General features: G+C 69.7%; 18 protein-coding genes. 14 read left to right on the top strand and 4 right to left on the bottom strand.

Annotated features, from left to right (window positions below; genetic code table 11):
• Positions 1 to 6 precede the first annotated feature (6 nt).
• The 7 genes from VZF99_RS08225 to VZF99_RS08195 all read left to right on the top strand — a co-directional run bounded on the left by VZF99_RS08225 (position 7) and on the right by VZF99_RS08195 (position 5,606).
• Entirely contained in the window at positions 7 to 321 is a 315-nt protein-coding gene (locus VZF99_RS08225) for a helix-turn-helix domain-containing protein (protein WP_067717740.1), read from the top strand.
• A 96-nt stretch (positions 322 to 417) separates the two neighbouring features.
• Complete coding sequence (gene pspA / locus VZF99_RS08220) at positions 418 to 1,236, top strand: phage shock protein PspA (RefSeq protein WP_407334495.1); 819 nt, start codon at positions 418 to 420, stop codon at positions 1,234 to 1,236.
• 67 nt (positions 1,237 to 1,303) lie between these two features.
• Positions 1,304 to 1,498 (top strand): DUF3046 domain-containing protein, encoded by a 195-nt coding sequence (locus VZF99_RS08215; RefSeq protein ID WP_067717747.1) that lies wholly within the window; start codon positions 1,304 to 1,306, stop codon positions 1,496 to 1,498.
• A 226-nt stretch (positions 1,499 to 1,724) separates the two neighbouring features.
• Positions 1,725 to 2,831, top strand: a complete 1,107-nt coding sequence (recA, locus tag VZF99_RS08210; RefSeq protein ID WP_067717750.1) for a recombinase RecA — start codon at positions 1,725 to 1,727, stop codon at positions 2,829 to 2,831.
• Positions 2,831 to 3,439, top strand: a complete 609-nt coding sequence (locus VZF99_RS08205; RefSeq protein ID WP_067717753.1) for a regulatory protein RecX — start codon at positions 2,831 to 2,833, stop codon at positions 3,437 to 3,439. The genes recA and VZF99_RS08205 overlap by 1 nt, the downstream gene beginning before the upstream one ends.
• Positions 3,440 to 3,465: 26 nt before the next feature.
• Positions 3,466 to 5,037, top strand: coding sequence for a tRNA (N6-isopentenyl adenosine(37)-C2)-methylthiotransferase MiaB (gene miaB, locus VZF99_RS08200; protein ID WP_407336100.1), 1,572 nt, complete (start codon positions 3,466 to 3,468; stop codon positions 5,035 to 5,037).
• Positions 5,025 to 5,606: a hypothetical protein gene (locus tag VZF99_RS08195; RefSeq protein ID WP_096905355.1), complete on the top strand. Its 582-nt coding sequence runs from the start codon at positions 5,025 to 5,027 to the stop codon at positions 5,604 to 5,606. The genes miaB and VZF99_RS08195 overlap by 13 nt, the downstream gene beginning before the upstream one ends.
• A gap of 156 nt (positions 5,607 to 5,762) precedes the next feature.
• Here the strand turns inward: VZF99_RS08195 and VZF99_RS08190 are convergent, their stop codons facing one another.
• A complete protein-coding gene (locus tag VZF99_RS08190) occupies positions 5,763 to 7,151 on the bottom strand; it encodes a DUF349 domain-containing protein (protein ID WP_069389088.1) in 1,389 nt (462 codons plus the stop codon).
• 198 nt (positions 7,152 to 7,349) lie between these two features.
• Here VZF99_RS08190 and VZF99_RS08185 point away from each other — a divergent pair, with 198 nt between their 5' ends.
• From VZF99_RS08185 to VZF99_RS08175, 3 genes are read left to right on the top strand one after another with little or no spacing between them, the layout of a single operon-like run.
• Entirely contained in the window at positions 7,350 to 8,081 is a 732-nt protein-coding gene (locus VZF99_RS08185; RefSeq protein ID WP_182646017.1) for a hypothetical protein, read from the top strand.
• Positions 8,078 to 9,031 carry a tRNA (adenosine(37)-N6)-dimethylallyltransferase MiaA gene (miaA, locus tag VZF99_RS08180; RefSeq protein WP_407334494.1) on the top strand — a complete coding sequence of 318 codons (954 nt, stop codon included), beginning with the start codon at positions 8,078 to 8,080 and terminating at the stop codon, positions 9,029 to 9,031. Before VZF99_RS08185 ends, miaA begins: the two co-directional genes overlap by 4 nt.
• The gene (locus tag VZF99_RS08175; protein WP_407334493.1) at positions 9,028 to 9,774 is read left to right on the top strand and encodes an IclR family transcriptional regulator; all 747 of its coding nucleotides are present in this window, start codon (positions 9,028 to 9,030) and stop codon (positions 9,772 to 9,774) included. The genes miaA and VZF99_RS08175 overlap by 4 nt, the downstream gene beginning before the upstream one ends.
• A gap of 177 nt (positions 9,775 to 9,951) precedes the next feature.
• Here the strand turns inward: VZF99_RS08175 and VZF99_RS08170 are convergent, their stop codons facing one another.
• Entirely contained in the window at positions 9,952 to 12,132 is a 2,181-nt protein-coding gene (locus VZF99_RS08170; RefSeq protein ID WP_407334492.1) for a malate synthase G, read from the bottom strand.
• Between the two features lie 119 nt (positions 12,133 to 12,251).
• Here VZF99_RS08170 and dapF point away from each other — a divergent pair, with 119 nt between their 5' ends.
• Positions 12,252 to 13,142: a diaminopimelate epimerase gene (gene dapF, locus VZF99_RS08165; protein WP_325767791.1), complete on the top strand. Its 891-nt coding sequence runs from the start codon at positions 12,252 to 12,254 to the stop codon at positions 13,140 to 13,142.
• A 53-nt stretch (positions 13,143 to 13,195) separates the two neighbouring features.
• Positions 13,196 to 14,644: a GTPase HflX gene (gene hflX / locus VZF99_RS08160; protein ID WP_067717780.1), complete on the top strand. Its 1,449-nt coding sequence runs from the start codon at positions 13,196 to 13,198 to the stop codon at positions 14,642 to 14,644.
• 39 nt (positions 14,645 to 14,683) lie between these two features.
• On the opposite strand, the gene lexA is transcribed toward hflX, so the two are convergent.
• On the bottom strand, positions 14,684 to 15,352 hold the full coding sequence (lexA, locus tag VZF99_RS08155; RefSeq protein ID WP_067717783.1) for a transcriptional repressor LexA: 669 nt from the start codon (positions 15,350 to 15,352) through the stop codon (positions 14,684 to 14,686).
• Positions 15,353 to 15,583: 231 nt separating this feature from the next.
• Between lexA and VZF99_RS08150 the strand changes: the two genes are divergently transcribed.
• Together VZF99_RS08150 and nrdR are read left to right on the top strand one after the other, a co-directional pair.
• Positions 15,584 to 16,018, top strand: coding sequence for a hypothetical protein (locus tag VZF99_RS08150; protein ID WP_407334491.1), 435 nt, complete (start codon positions 15,584 to 15,586; stop codon positions 16,016 to 16,018).
• Positions 16,019 to 16,129: 111 nt separating this feature from the next.
• Positions 16,130 to 16,585: a transcriptional regulator NrdR gene (gene nrdR / locus VZF99_RS08145; protein WP_069389083.1), complete on the top strand. Its 456-nt coding sequence runs from the start codon at positions 16,130 to 16,132 to the stop codon at positions 16,583 to 16,585.
• A 10-nt stretch (positions 16,586 to 16,595) separates the two neighbouring features.
• Here the strand turns inward: nrdR and hrpA are convergent, their stop codons facing one another.
• A complete protein-coding gene (hrpA, locus tag VZF99_RS08140; protein ID WP_407334490.1) occupies positions 16,596 to 20,510 on the bottom strand; it encodes an ATP-dependent RNA helicase HrpA in 3,915 nt (1,304 codons plus the stop codon).
• Positions 20,511 to 20,558: the final 48 nt, after the last annotated feature.

The following is a 20,558-nucleotide window of genomic DNA, read 5'->3' as shown; positions in this document are numbered from 1 at the left end:
CCCATGATGCCGAACATCCAGATGACCACCCTGCCCAGACCGGACCAGCCCGGCGGTGCCCCTCTGCTACGCGAGACGCTCGGGACGGTCCTGCGCGGGCTGCGCGGGGAATCCGGTCGGACCCTGCGGGACGTGGCCGACGCCGCCCGCGTGAGCCCCGGCTACCTCTCGGAGATCGAGCGCGGCCGCAAGGAGGCCTCGAGCGAACTGCTCGCCTCCATCTCGGGGGCGCTCGACGTCTCCCTGGGTGAGATCCTCATCCGCGCCGCCCTCGAGGTCTCCCCTCCGGGCACGTTCACCGAGCCGGTGCTCGCCGCCTGACCGCACGCCCGTCACGCCCGGTGGTCGCAACCGTGCGTTGTTCGGTACCGTTGAACAGACCCGTCGTCCGAATCGGCAGAAGGACACTACGCAGCGATGGCCAATCCGTTTACCAAGGCATGGCGCTACCTCATGGCGTTGTTCGATTCGAAGATCGACGAGAAGGCCGATCCCAAGGTCCAGATCCAGCAGGCGATCGCCGATGCGCAGCGTCAGCACCAGCAGCTCTCGCAGCAGGCTGCCGCGGTCATCGGCAACCAGCGCCAGTTGGAGATGAAGCTCAACCGGCAGCTCGCGGAGATCGAGAAGCTCCAGGGCTCCACCCGGCAGGCGTTGCAGATGTCGGAGCAGGCGCGCCAGAAGGGCGACGCGGCCAAGGCCACGGAGTACGAGAACGCCGCGGAGGCGTTCGCGGCCCAGTTGGTCACGGCCGAGCAGAGCGTGGAGGACCTCAAGGGCCTGCACGACCAGTCACTCCAGGCCGCGGCCCAGGCCAAGAAGGCCGTCGAGCAGAACGCGATGGTCCTCCAGCAGCGCGTGGCCGAGCGCACCAAGCTGCTCAGTCAGCTGGAGCAGGCCAAGATGCAGGAGCAGGTCAGCGCCTCCCTGCAGTCGATGTCGGAGCTGTCCTCGGGCGGCAACACCCCGAACCTCGACCAGGTCCGCGACAAGATCGAGCGTCGGTACGCCAACGCCCTGGGCTCGGCGGAACTCGCACAGAACTCGGTGCAGGGTCGCATGCTCGAGGTCGAGCAGGCCTCGACCCAGATGGCCGGCCACAGCCGCCTCGAGCAGATCCGCGCGTCGATGGCGGAGGGCGGCCAACTCGGGTCCGGTACCGGTGCCACCGGCCAGCTCGGCCAGGGCCAGTCCGAGCCGGCGCAGCAGCAGCAGGCGCAGACCGAACAGCAGTGATCTCGCGGCAACGGGCCGTCGGCGAACACGCCGGCGGCCCGTCGTCGTCCGTAGGGGAGGGCGAGACGTGACCCTGACCGAGTTCCGCGCACGCACCGTGGAGGCCTTCGGTGAACTCCGCGCCGACAGTCTGACCAGATCGCACCATCTGGCGGAGTGTGGCGGGAGGACCGCCCTCGAGGCGATCGACGCCGGCCTCCCCGTCAAGCGAGTGTGGTTGGCGTTGTGCGCCGAGTTCGAGGTACCCGAACAGCTGCACTAGCGCTCCGTCCGCGGCGTGTCGGTCGACCTCGAACACCCGTTCGCCTACACTGGGTGCCACGTGATGACGGTTCGCCCCGTCCACAGGGCGCCCTTCCTCCACAGGAAAGCGGTCGCCGGGTTCGCGCGAGACGTTCGTGTCGTACCCGGCCCGTAACGTCCGCAACTGAATCACCACCCAGACCGATCGGCCGGACGCCGGGGGTCGCGCAGGAACGGAGAGCACCATGGCACCCAAGACCACCGCGAAGTCGGGGACCAAGACGGGCGTGGCCCAGAATCGCGAACAGGCGCTGGAACTGGCCCTCGCGCAGATCGACAAGGCCTACGGCAAGGGCTCGGTCATGCGGTTGGGTGACGACAACCGGCCGCCGGTCCAGGTCATCCCGACCGGGGCACTGTCCCTCGACGTGGCACTGGGCGTGGGCGGCTTCCCCCGGGGACGCGTCGTGGAGATCTACGGGCCGGAGTCCTCGGGTAAGACCACGGTCGCGTTGCACGCCGTGGCCAACGCGCAGGCGGCTGGCGGGATCGCGGCGTTCATCGACGCGGAGCACGCCCTGGATCCGGAGTACGCCCGCAAGCTCGGCGTGGACACGGACAACCTCATCGTCTCCCAGCCGGACACGGGTGAGCAGGCCCTCGAGATCGCGGACATGCTGGTCCGCTCCGGGTCGATCGACATCCTGGTGATCGACTCCGTGGCGGCGCTCGTCCCGCGTGCCGAGATCGAGGGGGAGATGGGCGACAGCCACGTCGGCCTGCAGGCGCGACTCATGAGCCAGGCCCTGCGGAAGATGACGGGCGCGCTGCACAACACCGGCACCACCGCGATTTTCATCAACCAGCTGCGCGAGAAGATCGGCGTCATGTTCGGCTCGCCGGAGACCACCACCGGCGGTAAGGCGCTGAAGTTCTACGCGTCGGTGCGGTTGGACGTGCGCCGTATCGAGACGCTCAAGGACGGTGCCGACGCGGTCGGTAACCGCACCAAGTGCAAGGTCGTCAAGAACAAGGTCGCGCCGCCGTTCAAGATCGCGGAGTTCGACATCCTCTACGGCGAGGGGATCAGTCGCGAGGGCTCGCTCATCGACATGGGCGTGGACAACGGCTTCATCAAGAAGTCGGGGTCCTGGTTCACCTACGGACCGGACCAGTTGGGCCAGGGCAAGGAGAACGCCCGGCGGTATCTCAAGGAGAACCCGTCGGTGCGGGACGAGATCGAGCGGAAGATCCTCGACAAGCTCAATATCGGCGCGGGGGCGGAGATCGCCGAGATCGAGGCGGAGTCCGACGAGGACGCGCCGATCGACGTGGTGCCCGTCGAGTTCTGATGTCGGGCAGGGACACCCGCGGGCCCCGCGGCGCCGGGGCGCCCGGGGCGGAGGAACTCCGTACGGCGATCGCCGCAGTGGAGGCCAGGCCCTCCGGGTCCTCGGACCTTCCGCCCCTGGCCCCCGAAGCGCACGAGGCCGCGAACGCCGCGCTCCGACTACTGCGCTACCGGCCGCGCAGTGAGCACGAGTTGCGCGAGCGGCTGCTCGACAAGGAGTACGCCGCGGAGGCCGTCGACGAAGCGCTCGGCAGGGTCAGGGCGTGGGGCCTGGTCGACGATGCCGACTTCGCCGAGGAGTGGGTACGTGGCCGCAGGAGACGCCGTGGCCGTTCGCGCGGCGCCCTCGAGCGCGAGCTGCGGGACAAGGGCGTGGCCGAGGCGCACATCGCCCGGGCGGTCGGCGAGATCGACGAGTCGGATGATCGCCGGCAGGCCGCCGAACTGGTACGCGGTCGGCTGGATCGCCGGCCGCGCGCCGCACTCTCCGGGCCGGACGTGCAGGGCGAGCGGCGCAGGCTCATCGCGTTCCTGGCCCGGCGGGGTTATCCGACGGGGTTGGCGGTGAAAGTCGTGGACGCCGAATTGGCGGCCCACGCATCGCCCTGAGTACCCTGGCCTGCGTGGATACTCTCGTGACCGACCTGCAGGCGGCGGCGCAGGAAGCGCATGCCGAGGGCGACGCCCGCCGGACCTACCAGGTTCGCACCTTCGGATGTCAGATGAACGTCCATGACTCCGAGCGTCTCGCCGGGGTCCTCGACGCCGCGGGGTACGTCCCCTTCGAGGGCGACGCCGACCCGGCCGGAGGTCACCTTCCCGATCTGGTCGTGTTCAACACCTGCGCGGTCCGGGAGAACGCCGACAACCGGCTCTACGGCACCCTCGGTCACCTGCGGCCGTGGAAGGACGCGAACCCCCGCCTGCAGATCGCCGTCGGGGGGTGCCTCGCGCAGAAGGACAAGGACGTCGTCGTCTCCCGCGCACCGTGGGTCGACGTCGTGTTCGGCACCCACAACCTCGGACACCTGCCGACGCTCCTCGACCGCTCCCGCCACAACGAGCGGGCCGAGGTGGAGATCGCCGACTCCCTGCAGCACTTCCCCTCGACCCTGCCCGCCACCCGCGAGTCCTCGTACGCCGGGTGGGTCTCGGTGTCCGTGGGATGCAACAACACCTGCACGTTCTGCATCGTTCCGTCCCTGCGCGGCAAGGAGGTCGATCGTCGGCCCGGCGAGGTACTGGCCGAGGTGCAGGCGCTCGCCGACGAGGGCGTACTCGAGGTCACGCTGCTCGGCCAGAACGTCAACGCGTACGGGCGGTCCTTCCACGACCCCGACGAGCCCTCCGACAAGGGAGCCTTCGCCTCACTATTGCGGGCGGCCGGCCGGGTCGAGGGGATCGAACGGATCCGCTTCACCTCGCCGCACCCGGCGGAGTTCACCGACGACGTGATCGAGGCCATGGCCTCCACACCCACCGTCTGCCCGCAACTGCACATGCCGCTGCAGTCCGGGTCCGACCGCGTCCTGCGCGCCATGCGACGCTCCTACCGGTCCGAGCGCTTCCTCGGGATCATCGAGCGCGTCCGCGCGGCCATGCCGCACGCGGCCATCACCACCGACATCATCGTCGGGTTCCCCGGGGAGACCGAGGAGGACTTCCAGGCCACCCTCGACGTGGTCGAGAAGGCGCGGTTCTCCAGCGCGTTCACCTTCCAGTACTCGCCCCGCCCGGGGACCCCCGCGGCCACCATGGAGGACCAGATCCCCAAGGCCGTGGTCCAGGAACGCTACGAGCGGCTGATCGAGCTCCAGGAGCGCATCACGCTCGAGGAGAACCAGAAGCAGGTCGGGCGCGTCGTCGAGCTCCTCGTGACCGCCGACGAGGGCCGCAAGGACGCGGCCACCGCCCGGATGACGGGCCGGGCCCGCGACGGTCGGCTCGTACACTTCGCCCCCATCGGCGACCACGCCGACCGGGTGCGTCCGGGAGATGTGGTGACCACCCGGGTCACCGCCGCGGCCCCGCACCACCTGCTCGCCGATGACGGGGTGCTCAGCCACCGAGCAACCCGGGCCGGCGATCGTCACGAGGCGGGCCACAAGCCCGAGACCCCGCCCATCGGGGTCGGGCTCGGGCTTCCCACGCTCCGGCGCGACACCGTCAGCGCCCCAGTCACCACCGAGAAGGGATGCCCCACGTGAGCACCGACGAGCGCCCCGATCCGATCGCGGGGATCATGGAAGTCACCCGGAACGCGGAATCGGAGATGCGGGACCGTGACCGCGTCCTCGGGCGCACCCTTGTGATCGGGCGGGCCTACCTGGCGTCCGCCGTCCTCATCGTGCTGTTGGCCGTGGCCCTGGCCCTGCCGCACAGCGAGGGGGTGCGGGGCCTCGACGTCCTGTTCTTCACCGACGTGGCGCGTGAGCAGTACACGACCCTGCCGTCCCATCTGTTCGTCCTGCTGTACTCCGTGGGCACCATCGCGTTCGGGGCAGCGATGATCATGACGCAGAAGTGGTGGGCCGCCGGGATCGCCTGGAGCGCGACGTGCGTGTCCGCCGTGTACGGCGTGCTGGCGATCTGGCTCCGCCAGTCCGGTCGCGGCCCCAATCCCGACGTGCAGGACTTCGGCGGGCCCGGCATCGGCCTCTACGTCAGTGAGATCATCGTGTTCGCTCTGGTGATCACGCTGGCGAGTGTGCTGTGGGCGCGGACCCCGGAGCAGATCACGCTCGAGGAGAACGCCCGTCACGGAGACGGGCGCTGAACCGACCTCCCGGACGTCGCGCCGTCTGATGACCGGCGCGAGAAGAGCCCGGCCCCGTCGTGACGGGCCGGGCTCTTCTCGTCTGCGGGTTCTCGTCGCCCGTCGGCGGGTGGCCGCAGGTGGGGCGCGTCGGCGGGTGTCCGCCGGTGGGGCGCGTCAGCGGGTGTCGACCGCCTTCTCGGCTGCCTCCGCCCACTCCTTCCACTGGGCGGCCTGGGCCCGTGCGCTCTCGGCGTCCTTGTTCTTGCCCGCAGCGTCCGCCTTCGCGGCCTGCTCCTCGAAGTCATGGACCCGGTCCCAGAACTGGCCGGCGCGGGCCTTGGCCTCCGGGTCGGTACGACGCCATTCCGTGTCCGCCGCATCGGCGACACGCTTCTCCAGGGCCCGAATACGCCCCTCCAGCTGACCCATTCGCTCGCGCGGGACCTTGCCGATCTCCTCCCACCGCGACTGCAGCTGCCGAAGAGCGGACCGGGCGGCGCCCAGGTCGGCAGTAGGATCGATCCGGCCCTCGTACTCGGAGAGCAGGGCCTCCTTGGCCTGGGCGTTGGTCTCGAACTCGGCGTCCCGTTCCGCAGCGGCGGCATGGCGGGCGTCGAAGAACGTGTCCTGGGCGGCCTTGAACCGCTTCCACAGGGCCTCATCGGCCTCCCGCGGGGCCCGGCCGGCGGCCTTCCACTCGTCCATGAGACGACGGAACGCCGTGGCCGTGTCGTTCCAGTCGGTGGACCCGGACAGGGCCTCCGCCCTCTCCACCAGGTCCTCCTTGACCTTCTTGACCGAGGCGCGGTTGCGGTCCAGTTCGGCGAAGTGCGAGCCCCGGCGACGGTTGAACGCCTCCCGGGCCTTGGAGAACCTCTTCCACAGGGCGTCGTCCGTCTTGCGGTCGATACCCCGGATCGTCTTCCACTCCTCAAGGATCTCGCGCAGACGGTCCCCGGCGGACTTCCACTGAGTCGACGACGCCCCGATCTCCTCGGCCTCGTCCGCCAACGCCTCCTTCCGCGCGATCGCGGCCGCCCGCTGCTCGTCCTTGCGCTGCTTCGACACGGCCTCGACCTCGCCGGAACGCTCGATCACCGCAGCCACACGCGCGGCGAGAGTATCGAGATCGCCCACGGCGGCGGCGGTGGGGATCTGTTCCGCCAGGGTCTCCGCCGAGGCGCGGGTCTTCCTGGCGTCCTGCGGATGGGACTCGAGACGGGTCTCGAGCAGAGCGACCTCGGCGGCGAGGTCATCGAAGCGCAGACCGAAGTGCGCGAGGCCCTCCTCGGGAGCACCGGCCTGCCACGACCCGACCTGACGCTCACCGTCGGAGGTCCGGACGAACACCGCGCCCGACTCGTCGACGCGACCCCACTGCGACGGGTCCGAGGCGCGCGTGACCCCCGGGGTACCCGCGGGGGTCGGCCGCGGTGCCACCTTGCGTGCCAGCGCGGCGGGGGATGGCGCACCCGGCCTCGGACCGGGGATCGGGGTCGCTCCGCCCGAACTCGCTCCGCCCGAACTCGATCCGCCCTGGGCGGTGGGTGACTGCTCGGTCATGTCGTCCTCGTTTCCTTCTGCCGCGTGTCACGGCACCATCACCGGGATCGCACCGGTCATCGCCTCGCCGCCCCGTTTCGAGGAGACGGCATCCTCCTAGTGTGTACCAACCTCCGCCCGGGTGTCCGGCGTATCCCCGCGGTATCCCCGGACGGGTCCGTTCCGCGGTGTCGGGGGCGGTCAGTAGGGTTTCCGGGTGTGAGCCCCTCTGTCGTCCTGGTCCCCGGAGCGCCGGTCCTCGTGCCGGAGCTGTCCGGCTCTGCGGTCGCCGAGACCGAGAGCGGGGTGGCCGCGATATGCGAGATGCTCCGCCGGGCCGGGCGCGGCGCGGCACGGGTCGTCGTCCTGGGGACCGACCGCGCGGGCAGAGGTCTCGGGGACATGCGCTCCTCGCTCTCCAGGTGGGGGGTCGACGTGCCCGTGGGTCCGCCCGGTTCCCCGCCGGCGCCGCAGGGGGCGGTTCCCGACCCGGCGTTGATCGCCTGGTGGCTGCTCGACCTGGCGGGTATCGACCTCCCGAGGAGGTTCATCGGCGTGACCGGGGGAGCGCAGCCCACCCCCACGCCGGTGTCGGACGACCTCGTCGTCGTCGTCGCCGACGGCCCCGCCTCCCTCACTCCGCGAGCTCCCGTCCCCGAGGATCCCCGCGGTATCGCCCTCGACGAGGAGCTGACCCGATGGCTGCGCAGCTCCGGCGAGCTCCCGGACCCCGGCGAGCCGGTGGCCGACGAGATCGGCTGGTGGAGCCGGCCCGCGTGGCGCGTCCTGGCGGACCTCGTCGCGGACCGCACGGCTGTCGAGGCCCTGTCCTGGGCGCCATTCGGGGTGGGGTATCACAGCGCGTGGTGGCCGCCGAAGGCCGCCGCGCATGCCACGGTGGTCGTCGACGCGCCGGCCGCCACGCCCGGCGAACCCGGGGCACCGTCATGACCGGGCGAAACCCCGTCGCCGTGGTGGGGCCGACCGGGACCGGAAAGTCCGAGCTGGCGCTCGGCCTGGCCGAGCGACTCGGCGGTGAGATCGTCAACTGCGATGCCATGCAGCAGTACCGCGGCATGGACATCGGCACCGCCAAACTGACACCGACTCAGCGGCGCGGGATCCCGCACCACCGGCTCGACGTGCTGGACGTCACCGAGACCGCCAGTGTCGCGGACTTCCGCACCGAGGCGGAACGCGAGATCTCCGAGATCCGCGATCGCGGCCACGTGCCGATCCTGTGCGGAGGGTCGATGATGTACATCCAGGCGCTTGTCGACGGGTGGTCGATCCCGGACACGGACCCGGACGTGCGCGCCCACTACGAACGTCGCCTCGAGCAGATCGGGGTGCAGGCCCTGCACGCCGAACTCGCCGTGGTGGACCCCGAGGCCGCGCAGACCATCCTCCCCAGCGACCCCAGGCGCACCGTGCGCGCATTGGAGGTCGTGGAACTCACCGGCAAGCCCTTCTCCGCCTCCCGACCGACGATCGGGGAGCCGCGCTGGGGCACGCGCATGCTGGGCCTGCGCTGCGGTCTGCCCGAATTGGACGAGAGGCTGACGACGCGTACGGCCGCGATGTTCGCCGACGGGCTCGTCCCGGAGGTCCGCCGGCTCGTGGGAGTCGGGCTGCTCCGGGGCGTCACCGCACGGCGCGCGATCGGGTACGCCCAGGTGCTCGACGAGATGGACGCACAGCAGCGGATCGACGACGCCGGGGCGGCCCGCGCCGAGGAACGGACGGTGATCGGGACCCGCCGCTACGTCCGGCGCCAGCGGTCATGGTTCGGCCGGGATCACCGGATCCGGTGGATAGACACCGACACCCACGGACGCGACGCCCACGCACCCCGCCCGCTCGAGGCCGCGCTGGGGATCCTCGGGGAGGGCCGACCGTGAGCAGCCCCGGACCCGGGCGGCCGCGGGTCCAGTCCGTCGACCGGGCCTTCGACCTACTCGACGCGCTGAGCATCCGCGGGGGCCGGGCGAGCCTCGGGGACCTGGTCTCCGACACGGGCCTGGCGGCCGCCACCGTCCACAGGCTGTGCGGCACGCTCGCCGAGAGCGGGCACCTCCGGCGCGACGCGGGCCGCGACTACCTGCTCGGACCGCGCCTCCAGCGGATCGGCGACGTCGCCGGACGCGCCACCGCGTCCTGGGCCGTGCCGGTGCTCACCGCCGTGGTCGAGGGCACCGGGGAGACCGCCAACCTGGCCGTCCGGGAGGGCGACGGGGTGGTCTACCTCGCCCAGGTGCCGTCCCCACACTCGATGCGGATGTTCACCGAGGTGGGACGACGGGTGGACGTGCACTGCACCGCGGTGGGCAAGGCCCTGGTCGCGGGCGACGACGACGACGAGGTCCGCAGGATGCTCGACAGGGCGGGGATGCGCCGCTTCACCGACTCGACCATCGTCGAGCCCGACAGGTTGATCGACGAACTGCGGCTGGTGCGACAGGCCGGGTTCGCCACCGATGAGTCCGAGCAGGAGGAGGGCGTCCGCTGCGTCGCCATCGCGGTGGGTACCGGGGACGCCGCCGTCGCGGTGTCGGCATCCGGCCCCGAGGCCAGGTTCACGCGCGATCGTCGCGACGCCGCCGTCGCGATCCTGCGTGCGGCCGTGGCCGGGCTCGTCCCCTGATCTCGCGTCCGGCGAGCACGCCCGCCCGCCGGACGCCATCGGGCCGGGCGCAGGACGCCCGCGGCCGTGAGGGCGGAGAATCCGCCACCCCCGCCCGGAACCGGCCCCACTGGCGCGGGATCGGAGGTCGGGCGGACGTGGCGGATTCTGCGGGTCGGCGGGTGGGCCGGCGCCGGTCTAGCCCGCGTTGGCGGCCTTGAACTCGCGACGACGGCGATGCAGGATCGGCTCGGTGTAGCCCGACGGCTGCTTGGTGCCCTCGAGGATCAGTTCCCGGGCCGCCTGCCAGGCGATGGACTTCTCGAAGTTCGGTGCCATGTTCCGGTAGGCGTCGTCGCCGGCGTTCTGCTTGTCGACGATCTCGGCCATCCGGCGCAGCGAGTCCTCGACGTCGTCGGCGGTGATGATGTCGTGGCGGATCCAGTTGGCCAGCATCTGGGAGGAGATCCGCAGGGTGGCGCGGTCCTCCATGAGGTTGACGTCGTGGATGTCCGGCACCTTCGAGACGCCGATGCCCTGCTCGACCCACCGCACGACGTAGCCGAGGATGGTCTGGCAGGAGTTGTCGACCTCTTCCTTCTTCTCCTCGTCCGTCCAGTCCGTGGACGGGGCCAGCGGGACGGTGAGGATGTCGTCGACACTCGCGCGGGCACCCCCGGCGAGCAGCTCTTCCTGCCGGGTCATGACGTTGACCCGGTGGTAGTGGGTGGCGTGCAGCGTGGCGCCGGTCGGGGAGGGCACCCACGCGGTGTTGGCGCCGGCCCGGGGCTGGCCGATCTTCTCGGCGAGCATCTCGGCCATGAGGTCGGTCTTGGCCCACATGCCCTTGCCGATCTGGGCGCGGCCACGCAGGCCGCACGCCAGACCCGTGTCGACGTTGAAGTCCTCGTAGGCGTTCATCCACCGGGCGCCCTTCATCTCGCCCTTGCGGATCATCGGTCCGGCCTCCATGGAGGTGTGGATCTCGTCGCCGGTCCGGTCGAGGAAGCCGGTGTTGATGAACACGACCCGTTCGGTGGCCTCGGCGATGCAGGCGGCTAGGTTGACCGAGGTGCGACGCTCCTCGTCCATGATGCCCACCTTGAGGGTGTTCTCGGGCAGCCCGAGGAGCTTCTCGACACGACCGAACAGCTCGGTGGTGAACGCGACCTCCTCCGGCCCGTGCTGCTTGGGCTTCACGATGTAGATCGACCCGTGTCGGCTGTTCCGGCGCTCGTTGCCCTCGGCGATCCCGTGCATGCCGGCGAGCGAGGTGACCAGTGCGTCGAGGATGCCCTCGGGCATCTCGTTGCCGTCGGCGTCCAGCACGGCCGGGTTGGTCATCAGGTGGCCGACGTTGCGTACGAACAGCATCGAGCGGCCGTGGAGACGGACCTCACCCGAACCGTCGGGCGCGGTGAAGACCCGGTCGTCGTTGAGGACTCGGGTGAAGGTCTTGTCGCCCTTGGTGATCTCCTCGGACAGGTCTCCCTTCATGAGCCCCAGCCAGTTGCTGTAGCCCTGGGTCTTGTCCTCGGCGTCGACGGCGGCGACCGAGTCCTCGAAATCCATGATGGTGGAGACAGCGGACTCCAGGACGACGTCCTTGACGCCGGCGCCGTCGGTCGAGCCGATGGGGGAGTCCGGGTCGATCTGGATCTCGATGTGCAGACCGTTGTTGCACAGCAGGACCGAGGACGGGCTCGAGGGCTCACCGAGGTAGCCCACGAACTTCTCCGGGGCCGCCAACCGGGTGCTCGACCCGTCGGACACGGTCACCTGCAGGCCTCCGTCGACCACGGCGTAGGCCGTGGAGCCCACGTGGCTGCCCGACGCCAGCGGTGCGGCGTCGTCGAGGAATTCACGGGCCCAGTCGATGACCTTGTCGCCGCGGACCTTGTTGTACCCCGAGCCCTGCTCGGCGCCGTCGGACTCCGGGATCGCATCGGTGCCGTAGAGGGCATCGTAGAGCGAACCCCAGCGGGCGTTACCCGCGTTGATCGCGAACCGGGCGTTCATGACCGGCACGACGAGCTGCGGGCCGGCGACCGTGGCGATCTCCGCGTCGACGTTCTCGGTCGTGACGGAGACGGACTCGGGCTCGGGCACCAGGTACCCGATCTCCTGCAGGAACGCTTTGTAGGCGCCCGGGTCGATCGGCGCCGGGTTCTCGTGGTGCCAGGCGTCGATCCGGGACTGCAACCGGTCGCGGGTGTCGAGCAGTTCGCGATTGCGGGGGGCCAGCTCGGTGAAGATCTCGGAGGCGCCCGCCCAGAACGCGTCGGGATCGACCCCGGTGCCCGGGATCGCCTGGGAGTTGACGAAGTCGTACAGGACCTCGTCGACCTGGATTCCGCCGACAGTGATGCGTTCGGACATCGATGCTCTCCTGGAGGTAGGGGACCGTTCTCCAGGCCGACTCTAGTGGGCGTACCGTCCGGCATCATCCGACATTTCCACAGTGCGGAACGGTCCCCGCCGGCGAGTACGATTTCGCCATGACTTCGACGCGCCAGGCCTCGCAGCCCGACGGTATCGCCTTCCTCAAGGGCCACGGCACCCTCAACGACTTCGTGATCCTCCCGGACGATCAGGCCGACCTGGACCTCGACGTGGACCTCGTACGAGCACTGTGCGATCGGCGTGGCGGAATCGGCGCCGACGGAGTCCTGCGGATCGCGACCGCCGGAGCCCTCGTCGACCGCGGCGTGCTCGCGACCCTGCCGCCCGGCGTGGACGGTGCGGACTGGTTCATGGACTACCGCAACGCCGATGGTTCCATCGCGGAGATGTGCGGCAACGGGGTCCGGGTCTTCGCCCACGCCCTCGTCGCGACCGGGAGAGCGGAGGCCGGCTCGATCCCGGTGGGCACGCGGTCAGGGGCCCGCCCCGCCGAGGTCCTCTCACACTCGGGTGTTGACGCGGTGGTGCGGGTGGACATGGGGGAGCCGCGTCTGCTTGGCCTGTCCTCGGCGGAGGTCGGTGGCCGAACCTTCGCGGGACTCGCCGTCGACATGGGCAATCCGCACCTCGCCTGTGTGGTCCCCGATCTGGACGCCGCGGGCCTCGCCGGGCTGCCGGTGCAGGAGGCCCCGGTGTATGACCGGGACTTCTTCCCCGACGGCGTCAACGTCGAGATCGCCACCCCGATGGTTGACGGTCGGGTCTCCATGCGGGTCCACGAGCGGGGATCAGGGGAGACCATGTCCTGCGGAACCGGAATCGTCGCGACCGCGGTCGCCGCGCTGGCCGACTCGGGGGAGGCGACGGGCGACGTCGTCGTGGTGGTCCCCGGCGGCGAGGTGGAGGTCTCACTCACCGAGGCCGGGTCCTCGCTCACCGGGCCGTCCACACTCGTCGCCCGCGGTCATTACCACCGTGGTCGGTAGCACACCGTCTCGCACGGGACACCGGGGGGCCCGGTATGAGAAGATGAACCCGAATGACTACTGATCACACGGCCGCTGACCGGCCGACACGCGACCTCGATCCGTCCATCGGTGATTTCCAGCTCGAGGAGAGATCCTCGATGCGCCGTGTGGCGGGGCTCTCCACCGAACTCCAGGACGTCAACGACGCCGAGTACCGCCAGCTCCGACTCGAACGGGTCGTGCTCGTCGGTGTCTGGACCGAAGGGTCCGCCGCGCAGGCGGACGCCGCGATGGACGAGCTCGCCCAGCTCGCCGAGACCGCGGGATCGGAGGTCTGCGATGCGCTCATCCAGCGCCGCGACAAGCCCGATGCCGCCACATACATCGGGTCGGGCAAGGTCAGCGTCCTCAAGGACGTGATCGCCGCGACCGGCGCGGACACCGTCATCTGCGACGGCGAACTCACCCCTGGACAGTTGCTCGCGCTGGAGAAGGCGGTCAACGTGAAGGTCATCGACCGTACCGCGCTGATCCTCGACATCTTCGCGCAGCACGCCACCAGCCGTGAGGGCAAGGCCCAGGTGACCCTCGCCCAGATGGAGTACATGCTCCCCCGTCTGCGTGGGTGGGGCGAGTCGCTGTCCCGCCAGGCGGGCGGTCGTGCCGGGAGCAACGGCGGCGTCGGCCTCCGTGGCCCGGGTGAGACCAAGATCGAGACCGATCGGCGACGGATCCGCGAGCGGATGGCCCGTCTGCGCCGGGACATCAAGGGGATGAAGCAGGCCCGGGACACCAAACGGCACCGACGGCGTTCCACTCCGGTGCCGTCCATCGCCATCGCCGGATACACGAACGCCGGGAAGTCGAGCCTGCTCAACAGGATCACCGGAGCCGGCGTCCTGGTTCAGAACGCCCTGTTCGCCACACTCGACCCGACCACGCGCAAGGCCGAGTTGCCTGACGGCAGAGCAGTCGTCTTCACGGACACCGTGGGATTCGTCCGACACCTGCCGACCCAGTTGGTCGAGGCGTTCAGGTCCACACTGGAAGAGGTCGTCGACTCCGAGCTGCTCCTCCACGTCGTGGATGGTTCGGATGCCTTCCCGCTCCGCCAGATCGAGGCGGTGCGCAAGGTGATCAACGAGGTGGTCGAGGAGCAGAACGCGGAGCGGCCTCGGGAACTCCTGGTGATCAACAAGATCGACGCCGCGGATCCCGTGGTCCTCACCGAGTTGCACCACGCGCTGCCCGACGCCGTGTTCGTCTCGGCGGTCACCGGGCAGGGTGTCGACGAACTCCTCGAGCGAATCACGCAGATCGTCGCCTCCGGTGACACCGAGGTGACCCTGTCCGTCCCGTACTCCCGCGGGGACGTGGTGTCGCGGGTCCACGCCGAGGGCGCGGTGGTCGAGGAGGAACACACCCAGGACGGAACCCGGCTGGTGGTCCGACTGCCCGCGTCCGTGGCCGGCGAACTGGACGAGTTCGCCGCCCGCGGTCCACATGACGGCGCCGCCTGACCCCTGCGGGGACGGGCGGCGCGTCGTTCGAACCGGGACTCAGAGTTTCCGGAACACTGTCACGACCTTGCCCAGGATCGTCGCGTGCTCGCCCGGAATCGGGCTGAACGACGGATTGTGGGGCAGTAACCAGACTCCGCTCGAGTCGTTCCGGAAGGTCTTGACCGTCGCCTCCCCGTCGATCATGGCGGCGACGATCTCCCCGTTGTCCGCGACGTTCTGCCGCCTGACCACCACGTAGTCGCCATCGCAGATGGCGGCGTCGATCATCGACTCGCCCACGACCTTGAGCATGAACAGATCACCTGAGCCGACGAGGTCCGACGGCAGAGGGAAGATCTCCTCGACGGCTTGCTCCGCGAGGATAGGCCCGCCCGCCGCGATCCGGCCGAGCACGGGGACATAAACGGGCTCGACCGCGCCGCCCGGACGCTGGGGCTCCGGAGCAGGTGAGCGACGGCCCCGTGACTTCTGCCCCGGGACACCGTGGACGTCGACCGCCCGCGGCTTGTGCGGATCCCGCGTCAGGAAGCCCTTCTTCTCCAGCGTGCGGAGTTGATGCGCCACCGACGACGTGGACTGCAAGCCGACCGCGTCCCCGATCTCCCGGATGCTCGGCGGATAACCACGCTCCTTGACGGTGTCGTGGATGTGGAGCAGAACGCTCTTCTGTCGGTCCGTCAGTGACTCGAAATCGGGCTTCGGCATCTCGTGTGGTCCCTTCGGCGAATGGATGTTCGACGTTGTGGTCTGTCTACACCCTAGTGCCAAGGACTGCGGCGCGCCACACAGGTGTTCGAAGAAATTCCTCTGTGAATCGTGACCATGTCGGAGTCGCGTGATACAACTCTAGGGGAGTTCGGATTCGAACAGATGTACTGAGGAACACATACAGGTGTGCGAATCACCATCGCACACCGTATCGAGTAGGGAGCCACCATGACCGTTGTCGAGCTTCAGTCCCACACACGTCCGGCCGCGCGGTGGACCGAGGTCTGCCCCGACGACCATCGTGGACGGGTCGCGCACCTCGACCGGCCCGGTGACGTGTCGGTGCGGTCCACCCGTGCGCCGCGACGCACCCTGGCCCGACCCGAGGGCAGTCGGCCCGCCGTCACGTCCTCGCGCGCGGAGTATCTCAATCGGCCGCGGATGGCCGCCCGTCCGGCCGCCGTCACGTCGGTCGCCCCGGGTCGCCGTGTGCTCGTGCGCCCGGTCTCCACGGACCGCGTGCGGGCGTGCCACGTCGAGGCACCGGTGTCCACCGGGGTCGTCGACGACGTGCCGGCCTGGGCGCTACTGGCGTGCGGGATCGCATTCGGCGTGATCATGCTTCTCGCAGTGGCCTTCCTCGGTGGACCCGCCTACGCGTGACCGGGCAGCGGGCCTCCTAGAATGGACCGTGGGCGGTGGTCTACCGCCCCCGCGTTCCGTCAGGCACGATCCGGGACGCGTGAACTCCGGTCGACGAAGGGCCCCACGGGAATGTACTGCCCGACATGCCACCACGAGGACTCCCGGGTAATCGACTCACGATCCGTCGACGAGGGTCAGGCGATCCGGCGTCGCCGGGAGTGCCCCCGGTGTGGACACCGGTTCACGACGCTGGAGACGCCTCTGCTGACGGTTCTCAAACGTAACGGGGTGACCGAGGCGTTCAGTCGGGACAAGGTCGTCCGCGGTGTCCGCCGCGCGTGCCAGGGACGATCGGTTGACGAGGACGCTCTGCGTCGCCTCGCCCAACAGGTCGAGGACGCTGTGAGATCCGGCGGTGCGTCCGAGGTTCCCGCCCACGAGATCGGGCTCGCCATCCTGGGCCCTCTGCAGGATCTGGACGAAGTCGCCTACCTGCGGTTCGCGTCCGTGTACAAGCAGTTCAGCTCGGCCGACGACTTCGAACGCGAGATCATCGCCCTCCGGGAGCGCCGCGCGAGCCGCTGACCACGCGGCATCATCGGGACGACCGCGGGGCGAGCGCAGCCGCCACCGCCTTGTCGATCCGCTCTGCCGATACCGGCCGGGCGGTACCCAGCGACTGCGCGAACAGTCCCACCCGGTACTCGGCGAGCATCCACCGCAGGTCCCGGCACGCCCGTGCGCCACCCGGCCGCTGTCGCAGCGCGGCGCACGCCTCCTCGACGATCGACTCGGAGCGGTTCAGCTTCGCCGTGAGTTCGCCGTGCCGGGCGGGTGACTTCTCGGCGAGGTCCAACCGGAGGCCGACCGCCCGCACATGTCGCTCCAGATGTGGAAGCACATCCGAGGGATGGCGCGCGAGGAATCCGCGCCCGACGAGGAAGTCCAGTGAAGGACGGACCTCGTCGGCGACATCTGCCGGCGCCCCCGCCAGACGGCCCGACACGGACTGGGCGGACATCAGCGCGGGAACCGCCGACGAGATCGCGGACGCCACCGCACCGGGGACCTCCGCCCGCGCAGTGACCTGGAGTTCGTGGAACTCCGCGACCGTGAGAACCGGTGCGCCCTTTCGCCGGGCGATGATCCGCCCACTCGCGGCGAGCGAGGCATCCGACACCAGGGATTCCATCCCGCCGTGGGGGTACTGGGTGAGCGCGAGTCGCTGCTGGACCGGACGGCCGCGCAGAATCGACGCCGCGGAGACCAGGCCTGCCGAGACCAGCGTGAGCACCGCCGACGCCTGAGTGGATCGACGCTCGTCCTCCGTGGCGCACGCCACGAGGTGGATTCCGTCCCCACCGACACGCAGGGCGGGGTAGACGGTCACCTCGACCCCGTCCACCGAGCCGGTGACCGACTGCGGGAGGTCGCCGATGGTATCGGATGTCCACTCCCGGTAGGGCCCCCTGTCGGGTACCAGACGGGCGTTGAGGGTCGCCCGTACCCTGTCGACCAACCGGGTCCTCAACTGCGCGAGATCCGTTCCGGCGGCCACGACCTCGTCCCCGTCGACCACCTCGAAACGCATCCGGAGATGGCCCGGTAGCTGGTTCTGATCGAAGTCACGCGGGTCGACCGAGGTACCGATCCGAGCAGACAGCGCCCGCGCGAGCGCGACGGACAACGGGGCGGACCGGGGCGAGACGTCTCCCGCCAACAGCGACGCGAACTCCGCGGGCGGAGAACACAGTCGACGCAGATACTTGGGCAGCGTGCGGAGCATTTCCGTATAGAGCTCCTCCCGCAGCCCCGGCACCAGCCATTCGAATCCGGCGGTGGTGACCGAGGACAGCTGCGGCAGCGGGATGCGCACCGTGATCCCGTCGGTGGTGACGCCCGGATCGAACGCGTACCGCAGTTCGAAATTCCGATCTCCCTGACGCCAGAAAGGCGGGAAATCGGCGGCATCGGGCACCGCCTCGGAGGTGCGTATGTCCTCGGGGGTGAGACGGAGGGACTCCTGGTCGCGATGACCACGCTTCTTCCACCAGGACTCCAGATGCCGGCCGGAGGTGATGTCCTCGGGCAAGCGGTCGAGATAGAAGGCCACCAATGCCTCGTCGTCGATCACCAGATCCCGACGGCGGCTCCGCGTCTCCAGTTCACGGGCCTGCTCCACGGCCTCGGCGTTCTCGCGGATGACCGAGACCCGGGTATCTAGGCGTCCTTCCACGATTCCGTGGCGGACGAGCATCTCGCGGGCGAGCGGGGCGTCGACCCTGGAGAGCAGGATCCGCCGCGCCTCCACCACGGTCAATCCCAGCAGCAGGACCTTCTCATACGCCATCGCCGCACCCTGGGCGTCCGACCAGTGCGGTTCGGAGTACTGGGTGCGGGTGAGGTGACCCCCGAGTTGTTCGATCCACCCCGGATCGATCCGTGCGACATCACGCGCCCACAACCGGGACGTCTCGACGAGCTCGGATGCCATCACCCAGCGGGGAGGCTTCCTGGACAGGTCCGACCCGGGGAACACCTGGAACCGGATGCCGCGAGTGCCCCGGAACTCGCGGGTCTCCTCGTCCCGCATACCGACATTGGTGAGCAGACCGGTCAGGACCGCCTTGTGGAGGTCGTCCTCCGCTGCGTGTCCGGACGCGGGATGCCACCCTCGTTCACGGCACATGCTCCGCAGCTGGGAGTTGAGGTCCTGCCACTCTCGGATGCGTAGCCAGTGGAGATACTCCGCCTTGCACATCTTGCGGAAGGCGCTGCCGGACAGCTCACGGCGCTGCTCGGTGATGTACCTCCACAGATTGAGATATCCGAGGAAGTCGGAGGTCTTGTCCGCGAAGCGGCGGTGCAGCAGGTCTGCCTTGTCCCGCTCCTCCGCGGGACGCTCGCGGACGTCCTGCACCGTCAGGGCGGCGACCACCACCAGCACGTCCGACAGCGAACCGTTGCGGTGGCCCTCGACCACCATCCGGGCGAGTCGGGGATCGAGGGGGAGTGCCGCCATGTCACGGCCCACCTCGGTCAGGTGAGGGCGCTCGTCGTCGTCGACCCTGACCGCCCCGAGTTCGGAGAGCAGGGTGAGCCCGTCCCGGACGGCCTTGCGGTCCGGGGGTTCCACGAACGGGAAGTCGTCGACGGGGCCCAGGTCCAGATCCGCCATCGACAGGATCACCGAGGCGAGGTTCGTGCGCAGGATCTCCGGGTCGGTGAACTCCGGTCGCGAGTCGAAGTCCTCCTCGGAGTAGAGGCGGATACATATCCCGTCGGCGACGCGGCCGCAGCGTCCCGCGCGCTGCGCGGCGGAGGCCTGGGACACCGGTTCGATGGGCAGTCGCTGCACCTTGGTCCGGGTGGAGTAGCGGGAGATCCTCGCCAGGCCGGTGTCCACGACGTAGCGGATGCCGGGCACGGTCACCGAGGTCTCGGCGATATTGGTCGACAGGACCACCCGCCGGGTGGAATGGGCCCGGAACGCGCGCTGCTGTTCTGCTGCCGTGAGGCGGGCGAACAGCGGGAAGATCTCGGTGCCCGGGAACTTCCGGCCCCGCAGCACCTCCTCGGCGTCGCGGATCTCACGCTCACCGGAGAGGAACACGAGTACGTCACCATCGTCCTCGCGTAGGAGCTCCGCAACGGCGTCGGCGAGCGCGTCGAGGGGATCCAGGTCGACCACGCGATCGGCGTGTACGACCTGAAGGGGCCGGTACCGGACCTCCACGGGATAAGTGCGCCCCGAGACCTCGATGACCGGGGCCGGGCGCCCCTCCGCGCCGGCGAAGTGACGGGCGAAACGGTCCGGGTCGATCGTGGCGGAGGTGATGACGAGTTTGAGGTCCGGGCGACGGGGCAGGATCTGCTTGAGATAACCCAGCAGGAAGTCGATGTTGAGACTGCGTTCGTGGGCCTCGTCGATGATGATCGTGTCGTAGGCCCGCAGCAGCCGGTCACGCCGGATCTCGGCGAGCAGCACACCGTCGGTCATGAGCTTGACCGCGGTCTCGGGGCTGGTGCGGTCGTCGAAGCGGACGGCGGACCCGACCGGGCCACCGATCTCCACCCCGAGCTCGTCCGCGATCCGCTCGGCGACGGAGCGGGCGGCCAACCTCCTCGGCTGGGTGTGGCCGATCATGCCCTTGACCCCGCGCCCGAGTTCCAGGCAGATCTTGGGGATCTGGGTGGTCTTGCCCGACCCCGTCTCGCCGGCGATCACCACCACCTGGTTGTCCCGGATCGCCTCGGCGATCTCGTCCTTGCGTGCGCTGACCGGGAGCTGTTCCGGGTAGCGGGGGGTGGGGATCGACTCTGATCGGCGCCGCACGCGCTCGGCCGCCTCGTCGATCCTCCGTCCGAGGTCATCCAGTTGGTCCACCCGGGCGCGCCGGACCCGGGACCGGAGACGATGGGCGTCGAGGGTGCCGACATCGTCGAGACGGGCGAAGAGTTCGTTTCGGGCCCGGCGGAGATCGGGGGTGGCTGAGGAGGACGACGGCATGGTTCCGCAAGGATATCGACTCGCATCCCCGGGCTCCGACCGGCGCGG

Source organism: Dietzia kunjamensis, assembly GCF_045689975.1.
GTDB classification, from domain to species: domain Bacteria; phylum Actinomycetota; class Actinomycetes; order Mycobacteriales; family Mycobacteriaceae; genus Dietzia; species Dietzia kunjamensis.
Note: the sequence above shows the minus strand (reverse complement) of the source record. Positions and strands in the feature narration are given on the sequence as shown.